This window comes from Pedobacter sp. KH_004, from assembly GCF_057840755.1.
Window position 1 is genome coordinate 3891986 of the sequence record NZ_CM174519.1, and the last position, 14523, is coordinate 3906508.

Annotated in this window: 17 protein-coding genes and 1 pseudogene; 5 read left to right on the forward strand and 13 right to left on the reverse strand. The window is 37.4% G+C overall.

The window, feature by feature from the left end; translation table 11 throughout:
• Positions 1-11: 11 nt before the first annotated feature.
• On the reverse strand, positions 12-887 hold the full coding sequence (locus tag AC3ITD_RS16690) for a cyanophycinase (RefSeq protein WP_265798599.1): 876 nt from the start codon (positions 885-887) through the stop codon (positions 12-14).
• A 293-nt stretch (positions 888-1180) separates the two neighbouring features.
• On the opposite strand from AC3ITD_RS16690, the gene cphA reads away from it, so the two are divergent.
• Positions 1181-3796, forward strand: a complete 2616-nt coding sequence (gene cphA, locus AC3ITD_RS16695; RefSeq protein ID WP_489361408.1) for a cyanophycin synthetase — start codon at positions 1181-1183, stop codon at positions 3794-3796.
• Positions 3797-3863: 67 nt separating this feature from the next.
• On the opposite strand, the gene AC3ITD_RS16700 is transcribed toward cphA, so the two are convergent.
• On the reverse strand, positions 3864-4319 hold the full coding sequence (locus tag AC3ITD_RS16700; RefSeq protein WP_489361410.1) for a PA2169 family four-helix-bundle protein: 456 nt from the start codon (positions 4317-4319) through the stop codon (positions 3864-3866).
• A 195-nt stretch (positions 4320-4514) separates the two neighbouring features.
• Between AC3ITD_RS16700 and AC3ITD_RS16705 the strand changes: the two genes are divergently transcribed.
• Genes AC3ITD_RS16705 through AC3ITD_RS16715 form a run of 3 tightly spaced genes read left to right on the forward strand, consistent with a single transcriptional unit; the run spans position 4515 to position 5656 of the window.
• Positions 4515-5204 (forward strand): hypothetical protein, encoded by a 690-nt coding sequence (locus AC3ITD_RS16705; RefSeq protein ID WP_489361412.1) that lies wholly within the window; start codon positions 4515-4517, stop codon positions 5202-5204.
• A 47-nt stretch (positions 5205-5251) separates the two neighbouring features.
• Positions 5252-5410, forward strand: a complete 159-nt coding sequence (locus AC3ITD_RS16710) for a hypothetical protein (RefSeq protein WP_489361414.1) — start codon at positions 5252-5254, stop codon at positions 5408-5410.
• A gap of 54 nt (positions 5411-5464) precedes the next feature.
• On the forward strand, positions 5465-5656 hold the full coding sequence (locus AC3ITD_RS16715) for a hypothetical protein (RefSeq protein ID WP_489361416.1): 192 nt from the start codon (positions 5465-5467) through the stop codon (positions 5654-5656).
• 84 nt (positions 5657-5740) lie between these two features.
• On the opposite strand, the gene AC3ITD_RS16720 is transcribed toward AC3ITD_RS16715, so the two are convergent.
• The 11 genes and pseudogenes from AC3ITD_RS16720 to AC3ITD_RS16770 form a co-directional block, all read right to left on the reverse strand.
• Positions 5741-6475 (reverse strand): ThuA domain-containing protein, encoded by a 735-nt coding sequence (locus tag AC3ITD_RS16720; protein WP_489361418.1) that lies wholly within the window; start codon positions 6473-6475, stop codon positions 5741-5743.
• Between the two features lie 37 nt (positions 6476-6512).
• A complete protein-coding gene (locus AC3ITD_RS16725) occupies positions 6513-6968 on the reverse strand; it encodes a low molecular weight protein-tyrosine-phosphatase (protein WP_265798605.1) in 456 nt (151 codons plus the stop codon).
• A complete protein-coding gene (locus tag AC3ITD_RS16730; protein WP_489361421.1) occupies positions 6949-7377 on the reverse strand; it encodes a hypothetical protein in 429 nt (142 codons plus the stop codon). The genes AC3ITD_RS16725 and AC3ITD_RS16730 overlap by 20 nt, the downstream gene beginning before the upstream one ends.
• 105 nt (positions 7378-7482) lie before the next feature.
• Positions 7483-7917, reverse strand: a complete 435-nt coding sequence (locus tag AC3ITD_RS16735; protein WP_265798607.1) for a hypothetical protein — start codon at positions 7915-7917, stop codon at positions 7483-7485.
• Positions 7904-8284: a phage holin family protein gene (locus tag AC3ITD_RS16740; RefSeq protein ID WP_489361423.1), complete on the reverse strand. Its 381-nt coding sequence runs from the start codon at positions 8282-8284 to the stop codon at positions 7904-7906. Before AC3ITD_RS16740 ends, AC3ITD_RS16735 begins: the two co-directional genes overlap by 14 nt.
• A gap of 53 nt (positions 8285-8337) precedes the next feature.
• Complete coding sequence (locus tag AC3ITD_RS16745) at positions 8338-8604, reverse strand: YtxH domain-containing protein (RefSeq protein ID WP_056848231.1); 267 nt, start codon at positions 8602-8604, stop codon at positions 8338-8340.
• Between the two features lie 71 nt (positions 8605-8675).
• Positions 8676-9725, reverse strand: a complete 1050-nt coding sequence (locus AC3ITD_RS16750) for an AI-2E family transporter (RefSeq protein WP_265798608.1) — start codon at positions 9723-9725, stop codon at positions 8676-8678.
• A 288-nt stretch (positions 9726-10013) separates the two neighbouring features.
• Entirely contained in the window at positions 10014-10328 is a 315-nt protein-coding gene (locus AC3ITD_RS16755) for an AAA-type ATPase lid domain-containing protein (protein ID WP_489361426.1), read from the reverse strand.
• A 3-nt stretch (positions 10329-10331) separates the two neighbouring features.
• Positions 10332-10900: pseudogene (locus tag AC3ITD_RS16760) on the reverse strand (sigma-54-dependent transcriptional regulator).
• A 461-nt stretch (positions 10901-11361) separates the two neighbouring features.
• Complete coding sequence (locus AC3ITD_RS16765; protein WP_489361428.1) at positions 11362-12141, reverse strand: enoyl-CoA hydratase/isomerase family protein; 780 nt, start codon at positions 12139-12141, stop codon at positions 11362-11364.
• Between the two features lie 3 nt (positions 12142-12144).
• Positions 12145-12564, reverse strand: a complete 420-nt coding sequence (locus AC3ITD_RS16770) for a cobalamin B12-binding domain-containing protein (RefSeq protein ID WP_265798612.1) — start codon at positions 12562-12564, stop codon at positions 12145-12147.
• A 278-nt stretch (positions 12565-12842) separates the two neighbouring features.
• Here AC3ITD_RS16770 and AC3ITD_RS16775 point away from each other — a divergent pair, with 278 nt between their 5' ends.
• A complete protein-coding gene (locus tag AC3ITD_RS16775; protein WP_489361431.1) occupies positions 12843-14498 on the forward strand; it encodes a glutamine--tRNA ligase/YqeY domain fusion protein in 1656 nt (551 codons plus the stop codon).
• Positions 14499-14523: the final 25 nt, after the last annotated feature.

A 14523-nucleotide genomic window follows, 5' to 3' on the forward strand; every position in this document is an offset into this window, starting at 1 on the left:
TAAATACTTATTTAACCTACCGGGATCACTTTTGGATGATGGATCACCAAACTATGGTCAGTTAAGTCGTACACATCACCATCGCACATTACATGTACAACCATATTTTTTATCGATACAGGCTGCCCCATTTCTACGTCTGTTAAATTGGTATCGGCCATTTGGCGGCCATCTACCAAAATTACCATCCCAGATCCTATAGCTTCCATTACATGTCCATCTGAAATAAAAAGACCCGTATCTTCGCCCAAACCTATACCCAAGATACCTGGATTACTGGCTGCAGCGTATAATAAACGTCCAATCCTTCCGCGTTGAACAAAATGCGTATCCACAATTACATCATCAATAAAACCTAAACCACCAGTAATTTTAACTTCACCTTTTAATAACGCATCCTTGCTACTTCCCTGGTAAATCATGTTTTTTGAACTTGCTGCCGCTCCTGCAGACGTGCCTGCAATTACAACTGCTTCGTTTTTATATTTCTCTAAGAGAATTTGATGAATTTTTGTTCCTCCGAATATTGATGAAAGTCTTAATTGATCGCCACCAGTAAAAATAATAACCTCAGCAGCTGCAATTCTTGCATAATTTTCATCAGAGTTTGCTTCCTCACGATTGGTAATATTTAAGACACCAACATTATGAACATCTAATTGCGCATAAGCTTTGATATATTCTTCGCCAACTTTCTCAGGCATTAAAGAAGCAGTAGTAATAATTTCGAAGCGTGATTCAATATCTTTAACTGATTCGGTAGTGATTCTCTTTAAAATCCCACGCTCAAAAAAATTCATGTTCTCTGGTAAACCGAATTGCGTTTCTGCAAAGCTGCCCGTGTTTATTGCTCCACCAATGATGATAAGTTTGCCTCTTGGAACCATTCTTTGTGTATTAGTAATGTATCAAAAAGCCCAAATATATCAGCTTAAGATAAAAAACACGACTTTTTTTGTCAATAATTACTTAATTGTTAACATTAGTTGAAATAAATCTTAATAAATTGGCTATTCTTTTCGCTGAAATAAAACAAATAGCGTTTTATTTTGATTTAGCTATTTGTGGTGTCAATTTCCAAAATAAATGTATAATTTACAATCATCAATTTTATTCCTTAAAATTGATTTAAAAAGGCCATCCCAACGCTAGATTAACTAAAAAAACGACAAAATATTACATGAAGATATCGAACATACAAGTATTAAGAGGGCCAAATATCTGGTCTATTAGCAGAAAAAAACTTATCCAAATGCGCCTGGATTTAGAGGAGCTGGAACAACGGCCAACTAATACAATTGAAGGTTTCAGTGAGCGCATTGAAAAACTATTGCCGAGTATGTTTACACATCGATGCTCCAAAGGTGTGGAAGGTGGTTTTTTCTCCAGAGTAAAAGAAGGCACTTGGATGGGCCATGTTATTGAACATATTGCATTGGAAATTCAAACCATTGCCGGCATGGAAACAGGATTTGGGCGTACACGCCAAACTAAAACCGAAGGAATTTACAATGTCGTATTCAGTTATCTGGAAGAGAAAGTCGGCGTTTATGCAGCAGAAGCGGCAGTTAGAATTGCTGAAGCGCTAATTAACAATGAAGAGTATGATCTGGAACATGACATCAGAAGGATGAAAGAAATCCGTGAGCTTGAAGCTTTAGGTCCAAGTACTGGGTCAATTGTTCAGGAGGCGGTAAGCAGAAATATTCCATGGATCCGTTTAAATAAAAGTTCGCTGGTGCAATTGGGTTACGGTAAAAATCAGGTTCGTTTTAGAGCTACCATGACCGAAAAAACCAGCAGCATCGCTGTGGATATAGCCAGCAATAAAGAAGAAACTAAACGTTTATTAACTGAGGCAGCCATTCCAGTGGCATCAGGCGTTACAATCGCTAATCCTGATGAGCTGGAAGCTTCAGTAAATAAGGTTGGTTTTCCTTTGGTTTTTAAACCACTCGATGGAAATCATGGCAAAGGCGCAACCATAAATGTAAAGACAATGGAGGCCGCTAAAGCTGCTTTCGAGTATGCCAAAACTTATTCTCGCCGTGTAATTATTGAGAAATTCATCACCGGCTATGATTTTCGTGTTTTGGTAATTGATCATAAAGTAGTTGCCGCAGCACAACGCGATCCTGCCCATGTAAAAGGTAACGGGATTCATACCATTCAAGAATTAATTGATAAGGAAAATGAAGATCCTCGTCGTGGCTATGGCCATGAAAACGTATTAACAGAAATTTCTGTAGATCGTGACACCCTAGATTTACTTGCTAAAAAAGAATACACACTGGAAACCATTCCAGAAAAAGGCGAGGTGGTTTACTTAAAATCGACTGCAAACTTAAGCACAGGAGGAACATCGATTGATGTGACCGATATTGTTCATCCTCAAAATATTTTCATTTGCGAAAGAATTTCGAGGGTGATTGGCTTAGATATCTGTGGAATTGATATCATGGCGCAAAACCTGACACAACCACTTACGGAAAATGGTGGGGTTGTATTGGAAGTGAATGCGGCACCGGGCTTCCGGATGCACCTGGCTCCAAGTGAAGGATTGCCGCGAAATGTAGCTGCTTCAGTGGTTGACATGCTTTATCCACAGGGCAGATTATCGCAAATCCCTATCATCGCTGTAACCGGCACGAACGGAAAGACCACCACCACTCGTTTGATAGCTCACATTATTAGAAGTAATGGTAAGCGGGTTGGTTTTACTACCAGCGATGGAGTTTACGTTCACAACACGATGTTGATGAAAGGTGACACAACTGGACCAATAAGTGCAGAATTTATTTTAAAAGACCCGACTGTTGAATTTGCTGTTTTAGAAACTGCCCGTGGCGGTATCTTGAGAGCCGGATTAGGGTTTAATGCTTGCGACATTGGCGTTGTTACTAATATTCAGGAAGATCATTTGGGTATTTCCGATATTCATAACCTGGATGATTTAACCCGTGTAAAAGCGGTAGTTATCGGAGCCGTTCGCCGAAAAGGTTGGGCAGTATTAAATGCTGATAATGGTTATTGTGTAAAAATTGCCAGAGACGCCCGTTGTAATGTGGCTTACTTTAGTATGGATGAAAACAATCCAGTTATTAAAGATCATTGCAAAAAAGGTGGAATTGCAGCTATTTACGAAAACGGATTCATCACCATTAAAACGGGTGATTGGAAACTAAGAGTTGATAAAGCCACGCATATTCCTTTAACATTCGGCGGATCGGTTAACTTTATGATCCAAAATGTTTTGGCAGCAACCCTTGCGGCCTACTTATGGGGCTACAAACCTGAAGATATTCGTTTATCATTAGAAACCTTCATTCCGTCGGCGGCACATACCCCTGGAAGAATGAATGTTTTCAGATTCAAAGACTTTAAAGTTTTGGTAGATTTTGCCCACAATCCTGATGGATTTAACGGCGTGAAGGCTTATTTACAAAGCGTAGAATCAACAGAGCATGTAGGTATTATTTCTGGAACTGGCGACAGAAGAGATGAGGACATCATCGAAACAGCTCGTATCTCAGCACAAATGTTTGATAAAATCTACATCTGCCAGGAGAAATATCTACGAGGAAGACTGCAGCAGGAATTGGTTGATTTGTTAGTGAAAGGAATTCAAGAAGTTGATCCAAATAAAGAGATAATCATCAATAACAAAAGCACAGAGTGTTTACAAATAGCGATTGATAATGCAAAGAAAGGTTCTTACTTAACCATTTTAAGTAACACGATTGATAATACTATTCAACGGGTTACCGAACATTTAGACAGGGAATTGGAAGCGTAACCAGATATAAAAAATAAAACCACCTGATAAATTATCGGGTGGTTTTTCTCATTTGACTAAAGCTAACTTACGCTTGGGAATCGCGTAATCTTTTGATTTCATCGTGTGAAACTCTTAAAGCCGCTTTCTGATCCGAAATCAATTCCCTGATATTTGCCGGAAGGTCTTCTTCTTCCAGAGCCATTTTATATGCATTCTGAGCTGCATCTTCTCCAAACTCACAATTGTTTAGCACCGTTTTGCGATCGTGACCTGTAAATAAGGCTTTAACATCCATCCATGCTCTGTAAATTTTTCCAGAATTAGTTGTTCCCGTTTCAATGTCTTCACCAAATGCAGCTACTTCTGTTGCCAAAGCCATTTTATATCTCTGGCTCTCCTCAATCATACTTAAAAATAATGATTTCAAATCTGCATCGCTATCTTTCAGTTCTGTACGGGCTTTTTCATAACCTTCGATACGGTCGTTATTAATTTCAATTAGGTCGTTCAATACCTCTGCGGTTGCTGTTGTAGTTTTCATGTTTTTATTGATTTGATGTTATAATTTCAACATGGCTCAAAAGAAAAAGTTTGTCATTTTTCAAAAAACAGCATTAAATCTGTTTTGGAATTTCAAACGATTAAACTTTAGTTGCAATTTTTTACTGAAACACTAATCACAAAACATAGGAGTATTTGATTTTATAACTGCAAATTGCATATTAAACTTAACACGATGATGGCTATTTTTCAAAATCCCATTGATGGTGGCACCATCTATACGGAAACCAATTTGAACAACTTGTTTCCCGAACCACTTAATGCTATTACAAGCTGTTTCTTTTTATGCATCGCTATATTTTGGACTTTCAAAGTTTGGGGTAAATTTAAACAACATACTTTTCTCAGTCTTGCTTTAGTTTTGCTTTACATCGGAGGAATTGGAGGCACCACTTATCATTCTTTTAGGCGGTGGCCAATTTTTATCATGATGGATTGGATGCCGATAATGCTGCTCTGCCTTTCTGCTGGCGTATATTTTTTAGCCAAATTAACTAAATGGTATTTCGCTGTACTTATCATATTGCTATATGCCTTTTTCCAGTTTTATGTACGAAAAATATTTGCTGATGGCGATTTCCAGATTTTTATCAATATTAACTATGCTTTAATGGCTGCGTTAGTATTATTTCCAGTTTTTGGCTACTTGTTAAAAACAGGTTGGAGAAACGGAAAATGGGTGGGTTTTGCTTTATTGGCATTTATTTTTGCACTTACATTTCGGATAGCCGACAAATGGGAAATATTACAAATCGGCACTCACTTTCTATGGCACAGCTTTGGAGCAGTAGCAGCGTTTTGTATGCTCAAATACATCTATTTAGTTAACGTAAAAGATCCCAGACCTAATAATAATATTCTTTGAAGGTGTAAAAAGTATATCTTCGCTTTACACTAAACATAATGTTATAAATGAAGAAATTATTGATTTTGGCTACGCTGATGTTTAGCCTGAATGTTGCATCGAATGCACAAAGTATATTCAGTAAAGTTGGTTCGGCTGCCGCGGCTTCTGGTTTAGATATTAACAGTTTAACATCTGGGATATTAGGAAAACTTACTCCTGCGTAAAGCTTAACGCCTGCACAAAAACCAACAGTTACCTCACTAGTTAAAGATTTTTTAGTGCAAAAAGCAACAGCCTTAGCTACTCAAAAAACCAACCCTACTGCAGCAAAAACAAAAGTTGGCAAACTGGTTTCTGGTTTAAAATCTAATTTAGGAACGATTTTGACGGTAGCACAGTTATCGAAGTTTATCGCATTAAAACCTTCAGCACCATCAGCAACAAATGTATTATCGCAGTTGTTTTATTAAGGTTTTACAATCTAAATATTCAAGCCGCAGATTCGTAATATGAATTAAATCAATTGCGAATGTGCGGCTGTATTTATTAATCTATTAGCTTTTTCTACCCATAGCATATAAAATTCCACCGTATAGATGTTTTAAAAACATATAATCTGTCCAGGTTTCTTTGGTATGCCCCATTGAAGTATAAAAAGATTTACCCCCATCGTAATCATGATACCAACTAAATGGATGAAACTTTCCGTTTTTACCGCCATTATATGAATTTTCATCAATGGTTAACAAGACGTTGATATCCGGGTTGATATCTTTAAAGTTGTAAAGTTCGTCCTTGTGCATCCAAACCGAATCCTGAAGAAAACGGGTTGCTGCATGTTTACGGTCTTTAACAATAAATCTAGCTTCCTGAACCGCTGGGTGACTAATAAAGTAAGCTCCAGCCAACTTGCCATACCAAGGCCAATCGTATTCTGTATCTGTTGCGGCATGGATTCCTACATAGCCGCCGCCAGCCTGAATATAATGCTCAAATGCAACCTGTTGCTGATCATCCAAAACATCGCCAGTGGTATTTAAGAAAATTACGGCCGCGTATTTTTTAAGATTATTTTCAGTAAACTGTGCTGCATTTTCGGTGGTGTCAACTAAAAAATGGTGCTGATTGCCAAGTTTTGTAATTGCAGTTTTCCCATCACTTATGGAGTTGTGCCTAAAGCCTTTTGTTTTCGAGAAAACTAAAACTCTTTCTGTCTTTTTATCGATGGAGAAACTTTGAGTGAGAAATATTAAGGTAACTAATACGCAAAAAGGAATAATCTTCTTCATAGCAATGGGTTTGGTTAGGGTCGTTTCAGTTGTAAAATTAAGAAAGTTGTTTGATAATTTCTTTACATCTTTCTTCAACTTGATTACAAACCGGCCCGAAAAGGTCGTTATCCCAATACGGATCTGTTACCTCATCCTCTGCTAAGAAAAGTTTAACCTTTTGGCGCTCATCATCTGTTCTAGCTAAACGCTTTACATCTGCTAAATTATTGCGATCCATAACCAAGATCAAATCATATTGGATAAACATATTGTGGTTAAACTGTTGCGCTCTTTGACGGCTAATATCATAACCCAAAAATTTAGCAGCAGCCACGCTTCTATTATCTGGCGCTTTTCCTATATGCCAATCGCCAGTTCCCGCCGATGCAATTTCCCAATTTAGACCTTTTTGCTTTGCAAGGTGTTTCATAATGCCCTCAGCCAAAGGAGATCGGCAAATATTCCCCAGGCATACCATCAAAATTTGTAAATTATTGGGCTTTGTAGACATATTCAAAAGTATAAACGGTGCCACCGGCTGATGTGGTAGTTGTCGTTCGGGTTAATTTATTACCCTTTAATGTGAATGGCGATTGTGGTGAAGAGGAAATGATGATTTGCTCGCCTTCCCTGGTCCAAGTTACTGGTTTACTATTCGGATCATAAAATAAATCGCATAACGCACCATTCGAACCTGATGTAAATATGCCTTTGTCAGAAAATGTTAGTATAGTGGTCGCAGCACAACTTTGAGGCCCCATAAGCTCTAAATAGTTTGTACTGGTTTTGTTTCCGGATGTCATTGCCGGGCTTACCGTAACCGATTCAACACGCCAATTTTTACTGGAAAGTTTCTTATACAAATCCTTTTTGCAAGAAAGTGTTAAGCAGATGGCGAGCAAGAGTATTAATTTTTTCATAAATTTTGTTTCATTGGTAACGATTGATAGCATCATTACGCTACACCTAAAAGTATGAATTTTTTAAAAAAATAAAGCCTCATATTTCAAATATGAGGCTCAATATTAATAGGTTTCACTATCTGGCGGTATGCCATAATCTATAAATTTCTTTGATTTCTGTTCCTTCTTTTTTCCAAACCAACCTTTAACAGAGTTAAAGATCGCTGATAAATGCTCAGCATCTAATGATTTTCCTACTTTTCCTGACACTAAACCAACAGCAGCTTTAGTTAAAAAGCCAGCACTTCGGAAAATTGTTTTGTTCATAAACATTGGCAACAGGAGCGACATTGCTGTGCCACTGATGTTCAACTTCTCATCAGCCTTAAACAAATTGCTTGGTGTTGCAAACTTCTTGATGAGTGCACCGAGTGTAAACTGTTTTAAAAAGATCTTACCATCGTTTTTGAGCATGTTTTGTTTAAGTGTATATTCCACTTTCAGCTCCAACTTAGCTGCTTGCAAATCCTCTAAAGTTCTGATGTTATACTTTCTCATCTTCTTCCTCCTTATCTGCAAGTTTGTCGAAATATTTTGTAATGGCTACATTAATAATAGCTTTTTCAATGTATTTGTCTTTAGTTAAATAAACGATAATCGCTAACAAAAGATATATCCCCGATACACAACCAAATCCTCGTGTATAACTTCCCAAAACATCTGATAAGAAAAGAGCCAGAGTTACACTGCCAAATAAAAATGCTAATATAAAACATACAATTACAGCAGTATTTGTAACTAAATCGGCAAATATTTTTGATACCTTTTCTACAAGGTAAAGTCTTGTATATTCAACTCTTGCTTCCAAAAAGCCTTTGGCGTCTTCAACAAGGTCTTCAATACTTTTTTCTTTATTTTCTTGCATAGTTTTAGATGGAATTTAAATGGGCGCCCGAAGCGCCCAATTATTTATTATTATTATGCGTGTTCAACGTCGTCACTGTACTCGTCTTCAACGCTTCTTAATTTTGTTTTAATTGAACTAACAACTTTATCCTTTAAACTTGATAAGTTATTAATCTCATCCGCAGCCTTATCTTTAATAGAATCTCCAAGATCTTTTAACGATTGGCTTAATTTGTCACGGGTTTCGTCACCTTTATCTGGTGCAAATAAGATACCTAAAGCGGCACCAGCAGCTAATCCAGCTAAAAGAGCAACTACTACTTTTGAGTTATCATTCATAATTAATTATTTTAAGGGTTTAACATTCACAATATAAGAAATACTATATCACATTATTGTTAAGCTATAAATTATAACTCATTAAGCTCATTATTTGTTTTAATTCTTTCCAATCTTTCTGATGCGAGTGTACTGGTTTCGTAAATCTTAACAAGCAAAATAAAATAAGATAATAATAGCGGACCAAAAACGAGTCCTAAAATTCCAAATAATGGGATACCAATAATTACGCCAATTACTGTGATTATGGGGTGAATGTTGCCAACTTTTTTTGCAATGATGAATCGAAGTACATTATCGATGTTAATGATAACAACAAAGCCGAAAATTAGCATTGCCCACCCAGCGAAGTTATTTCCGTTTGCAATTTGCAGGATAGCCGCTGGCACAAAAACTACAGGCGGCCCCAGAATGGGGACGAAAGATATGAAAGTGGTAATTACCCCCCAGAATATGGGATCTTTGTAACCCAAAATGTAAAAAGATAAACTTACCAACGAACCCTGTACCAGACAAATTAAACCCTGCCCCAATACGTTTGCATAAGTTGTATTTCGCATTTCATCGCCAAAACGCAGTGCATTTTGTTCTCTAAGAGGTGCGTATTTAATTAAAGAACGCTCAAAAGTTTGGCGTTCGATGAGCATGAAGTATAGTAAAAAGTACATCACTAAAAGGCTTAGTATAATATTTACAGCACTTGAAATTAAGGAAGGAAATAACTCTGTTGCCCAATTTCCCAGCCGATTTAATCCATCTTGAATCACATCTTGATTGATATTAAAGGGAACTAAATGCTGAAGTTTAACTAATATATTTTTGAAAAATATTTCGTTGTTTCTAAGCTCTGATATTTTACTAATTACCATGCTGCTTAACGCATAAAATGGTAGCACAATCAGTAAAATACTGATCACGATTAGAAAAATAGCTACTAACCTTTTATTCCATCTTTTCACTTCAGCGAGGTGAATATAAGCTGGCCGCATGATGGTGTATAGTACTAAAGTACTCAGAATTGCACTAAAAATTGCTTGTAAGGAATACGCAATTAAAAGTCCAAGCGCTATAATAATAACGAGGTTGATGTTATTGCGTTGCTTAAATGAAAATACCGACATAAAGTGATGTTTGGTATTCTCTTAATAGCAAAAAGTTGGGTTTTGTTTTAGCCTATGAAAAGATTATTCCTGATCTTCAATCTTTATCGCCTTGATTTTATTGTATAGCGTTTTCTATCGATGTTTAAGATTTGGGCTGCTTTTGTTTTATTGAAATTTGTTTCTTTTTAAAACGCTAAGAATAGTGTCATACTCTGCTTCTTGCGCAGCATTTTTCAAGTCCTTGGGCTTATCGCTATGCTTTGATTTAATTTGTTTGAAAACCTTTTCGCGATCGAAATCCCCGGCCTAGTTTGAAAGCTCCAAAAGCAATACATCAACCTGAATTTCATTTCCATCGGTTAACAATGAAACCCCGCGGATTACAATTTTAAGTTCCCTTACATTTCCTGGCCAGCTGTAATTGAGAAAACAATTTTTAACGCCTTCACTAAAACCCATAATGTTTTTATTAAGTACTTGATTTGCCACTGCTAAAAACTTATCGGCAAAGATTAGGATATCATTTCTTTGTTTTTTTAAGGAAGGGAGATGGATAGAAAATTTATTAAAGCGATGGTATAATTCCTCTCTGAACGTCCCCTTACCAAGGTTATCAGCCAAATTTTAGTTTGTAGACACAATAATTCGGACATCTAATTCAATTTCTTTAGTACTGCCAATACGTTTAACTTTTCTTTCTTGTACCGTTTTGAGCAAGGTGGCTTGAATTTCGTAAGATAAGTTACCTATTTCAACTAAGAATAACGTACCTCCATTGCCTGCTCAAAGTGCCCAATTTTAGTGTAGAGCGCACCGGTAAATGAGGCTTTCTCATGACCAAAAAACCCACTCTCGGCAAATTCTCTAGTTAACGAACCGCAGTCCATCGCTACAAAGGGCTTATTTATTCTCAAACTATTTAAATGGATAGTTTTGGCTACACACTCTTTCCCAGTACCACTTTTACCTGTTAAAATAATGTCATAGTATGTTGTCGCAATTAACTGGATTTGTTTAGGAAAGTGGGCCGAAACCTCGCTTTGACCATTAATATATTCGGTGTAATTTACATAATCAGATTTTGTTTCATGTTTTTTTCCGGGTCTGCCTTTGTTTTCGTTGAGGGCTCTTTCTGTCTCAAGAGCTTTATTGCTGGTATTTAAAATCTCATCAGGATATAGCGGTTTTGTCATATAATCGTAGGCCACTAATTTAATGAGCTCGACTGTTAATTTGATATCTGAGTATCCGATAATGATAATCACGCCGGAATTGGGTAATTCTCCTTTATTTTATTAAAATCCCCTTCCGTCTGTATCGTCCAGGCGGTAATCGCATAAAACCAGTTCAAACTCTTCATTCGTCATTATATCTAACGCAGAACCGCTGCTAATGGCGTTTGCCAACCTAAACCCCAGTCCTTGTAAGAAACTTAGATAATAATAAACCAATGTTTACTTCATCATCAACTATCAGAATCTTTTTTTCGTTAGCATCATCTGTTTTTACACTATCTAAAGCTCTATAATAATCGGGAGAAAGAATGTATTTAAGGAGCGTAGAATAGTATTACACAATTACTCAAAATAAATTGATTTGGGAAATATTTTCTACACTTATTTTAATGCACTATCGAATTAATCATGCAATTTTACTAGTTCCCGAGGAAGTTAGCTTTCCGCTTTTCTAGAAAAGCGGAAACGCCTTCTTTGAAATCGGAAGTCTCAAAACATTTTCCAAACTCTTCGATTTCAACATTGTAACCATTACTCCCGGTAAGGGATGCATTTACTGATTTAATTGCCGCAGCAATGGCCAGAGGCGCACGTTGTTTTATCAGGTTCAAAATTTCTGTCGATTTGCTAATGAGATCAGACAACGGCACAGCGTAATTAACAAGCCCAATTTTTTCCGCATCAACAGCGTTGATTAAGTTGGCCGTGGTAATTAATTCAATAGCTTTGCCTTTACCAACCAATTGCGTTAAACGCTGTGACCCCCCGTAACCCGGAATCAGGCCTAAAGTAACTTCTGGCAAGCCTAGTTTAGCCGTATCCGCCGCAACACGCATATGGCAAGCCATTGCCAGTTCCAATCCGCCGCCTAAAGCAAAACCATTAATGGCTGCAATAAATGGTTTCGACGAATTTTCAATCGCATTAAAAACATTTTGCTGACCTGTTCGTGCTAACTCCTCACCTTGTTTACTGCTATAATCTGAAAACTCTTTAATATCTGCTCCGGCAACGAAAGCTTTTTCGCCAGAACCAGTTAAAATTACCCCTTTTACCTCATCAGTTTCTCCCGCAAATTTTATCACCTCGGCTAATTCATCCAAAGTATCTTTATTCAATGCATTTAAAGCCTTTTCCCTGTTGATGGTAACGTATAAGATGTTCTCTTTTATTTCTGATATTACATTCTGATATGCCATAACTTAAAAATTTCTATTTTCTAAAACCCAATTTTTAATATACTCTACAATGCTTGCCATAGTTGTTCCAGGAGGAAATAATTCTCCAACACCCAACTCAGAGAGTTTTTTTCGATCACCTTCCGGGATAATTCCTCCACCAGTTAATAATACATCATCAAGTTGTTTTTCTTTCATAAAGTGAATAATTTTTGGAAAAACCGTCATGTGGGCTCCAGATAATATGGAAATTCCAATGGCATCAACATCTTCCTGCAAAGCCGTATTTACCACCATTTCTGGTGTCTGGCGCAGGCCGGTATAAATCACTTCCATTCCTGCATCACGAAGTGAAGTGGCGATCACTTTAGCCCCTCTGTCATGACCATCAAGGCCTACTTTGGCAACCAGAACGCGTATCGGTCGGTTTAATACTTTGCTCATACTGAATATTAAGTTGAGGTAAATGTATCGAATTTTCTTTTATGGAAATAGGGTTTAGGGAAATGGAGGTGCGGAAATGGGAATTGGAAACGGGAAGTAGGTGAGAGGCACAAGGCCACCTATTTCCAATTTCAACCTCGATTGAATCAAATAAGAAATAGAAACAAGCGCCCAACCGATTTCCAATTCACTATTCTCCAGTCCCCTAATCTATTTTTTAATCATTACCTAATTCCGCTCAATCTTTTTACATTTGCATTCCTAATTTACAGGTTTTTATGAGTGAAGAGAAGTCATTGAACTTTATTGAAGAAATTGTTGAGAACGATCTGAATAGTGGCAAGTATAAAACATTGGTTACGCGTTTTCCGCCAGAACCGAATGGATACTTACACATTGGCCATGCCAAAGCGATATGCTTAAACTTCGGACTAACACAAAAATACGGCGGTTACACCAACCTTCGTTTTGATGATACCAATCCGGTTACGGAAAAAACAGAATACGTAAACAGTCAGCAGGAAGACATCAAATGGCTGGGTTTTAATTGGAAAAATGAATTATACGCTTCAGATTATTTTGATCAATTATACGCATTTGCAGTTAAGCTTATCGAAAAAGGTTTAGCTTACGTTGATGAAAGTACGGCAGATGCGATTGCAGCTTTAAAAGGCACACCTACAGAACCTGGCCAAGATAGCCCTTATCGCAATAGAAGCATAGCGGAAAATCTTGATATCTTCGGAAGAATGAAAAGCGGCGAATTTCCGGATGGCGCTTACACCTTGCGGGCGAAGATCGATATGGCTAGTCCGAATATGTTAATGCGTGACCCAATTGTTTACCGCATTAAACATGCAGAACATCACCGCACGGGCAACAAATGGTGCATTTACCCCATGTATGATTTTGCGCATGGACAGAGTGATAGTATAGAAAATATTACCCATTCAATTTGTACCTTGGAGTATGTTTCGCACCGTGAACTATACGATTGGTTTATAGAACAGTTAGAAATATTCCCATCTAAGCAATATGAATTTGCCCGTTTAAACCTTACTTCCACAGTAATGAGTAAACGCAAGCTGCTGCAACTGGTTAATGAAAATTTGGTTAGCGGATGGGACGACCCACGCATGCCTACTATTTCGGGTTTACGCAGAAGAGGCTTTACGCCAAAAAGTGTACGTGAATTTTGCGAACGTATTGGTATTGCGAAACGTGAGAATTTAATTGAACTAAGCTTGTTGGAGTTTTGTATCCGTGAGGATTTAAATAAAACTGCTAACCGAGTGATGGCGGTTTTAGATCCCATTAAATTAATCATTACCAATTATGAAAAAGGTACTGAAGATTTAATTGGCGAAAACAATCCAGAAGCTGAAGATCACGGTGGTACTCGTGTGATTCCGTTTAGCAATGAGCTTTGGATTGAGCGTGAAGATTTTATGGAAGTTCCAGCGAAGAAATGGTTCCGTTTGGCACCTGGGGCAATGGTTCGTTTAAAGTTCGCTTACATTGTGAAGTGCGAAGATTTTGTGAAAGATGAAAAGGGAAACGTTACAGAAATCCATTGTACTTATATTCCTGAATCGAAAAGTGGAAATGATACCAGCGGGATAAACGTAAAAGGAACCATCCATTGGGTGAGTGCACAACATGCAAAAACAGCAGAAATTCGTTTGTACGACCGTTTGTTTACATCCGAAACCCCAGATGCTGAAGAAGGTGATTTTAAGGACTATTTAAACCCGGAAAGTTTAACGGTTTTACCGACTGCATATATCGAGCCAGCCCTTGCTGATGCAGATTTAGAGAGCCGTTATCAGTTTATTCGTAAAGGATATTTTTGTCTGGATAAAGATTCAACCGCAGATCAATTGGTTTTCAATAGAACGGTGACACTAAAGGATACTTTTAAGAAGCCCAATTAATCAACGCTTTTTTAACCACAAATCA